This is a genomic window from Photorhabdus bodei, assembly GCF_003287735.1.
In the GTDB taxonomy this organism is placed as follows: Bacteria; Pseudomonadota; Gammaproteobacteria; order Enterobacterales; family Enterobacteriaceae; genus Photorhabdus; species Photorhabdus kayaii.
Genome location: NZ_NSCM01000146.1, coordinates 1 through 753 on the forward strand (window position 1 = coordinate 1; position 753 = coordinate 753).

Genomic DNA, 753 nt, shown 5'->3' on the forward strand with positions numbered 1-753 from the left:
ATCAGCACCTTTGAATTTCAAGAACATAAAATGGTGACAGGAATGCAATCTTACCACCATGAGCTTTTGAGTTTATTAGGCGTACAATATAAAGCGGTTTATTCCTGAATTAGGTGCGGAATGAAGGTTGGATTACCCATCAAAAATGCTTTTTTCTCTGAGCCAAATTTTTTTATCCCCCTCAATATATTCTCACAATCTCTTTTTAAAACCGGACAATCTTTTTTTTCACAAATAGGGCAATTCTCTTTGTTATATTTATCTTTATAAGTATTAACTATATCCGCAAAGCCAATGCCTCCCATTGGAGCATATTTAGCACCATCTGTTAGTGCCTTTACCATTTGCCCAGAACTCATGTAACCACCAGTTGCTGAAAAATTTGGCAAAAAACTTGTTTCTGAATCTAATTGTAATTTATCCTGAATTTCAATTTTTTGATCATTAGAATCAAAGGGAGCACTACCTTCATAATATGAAATTGGGTGAACACCTTCAATATGAACATCATATGGACCTATTTTAGTATTCATTGAACCACCAACCGCAACATTAGGTTTATCATTATTACTCATAAAAAACTATCTCTCTTTAATTTTACTTTTAAATTTAATGAAATCTTTTACTAAATAAGATTTCATAATTGTGCTACACCCATTTTTTGTCTTCCTGGCTTTTGCTGTGATGAAAACGATGCCAAAAAGGCATCAACATAATTCAGTAACTGCCACATAAATTGACAACAATGATTTC

1 protein-coding gene and 1 pseudogene are annotated in these 753 nt (G+C 32.7%); both read right to left on the minus strand.

Translation table 11 applies throughout. From position 1 onward, the window contains the following. Positions 1 to 98 precede the first annotated feature (98 nt). On the minus strand, positions 99 to 575 hold the full coding sequence (locus CKY02_RS23165) for a hypothetical protein (protein ID WP_112897020.1): 477 nt from the start codon (positions 573 to 575) through the stop codon (positions 99 to 101). A 62-nt stretch (positions 576 to 637) separates the two neighbouring features. Further along, a pseudogene (locus CKY02_RS23170) lies at positions 638 to 753 on the minus strand (IS630 family transposase); the annotation flags it as partial.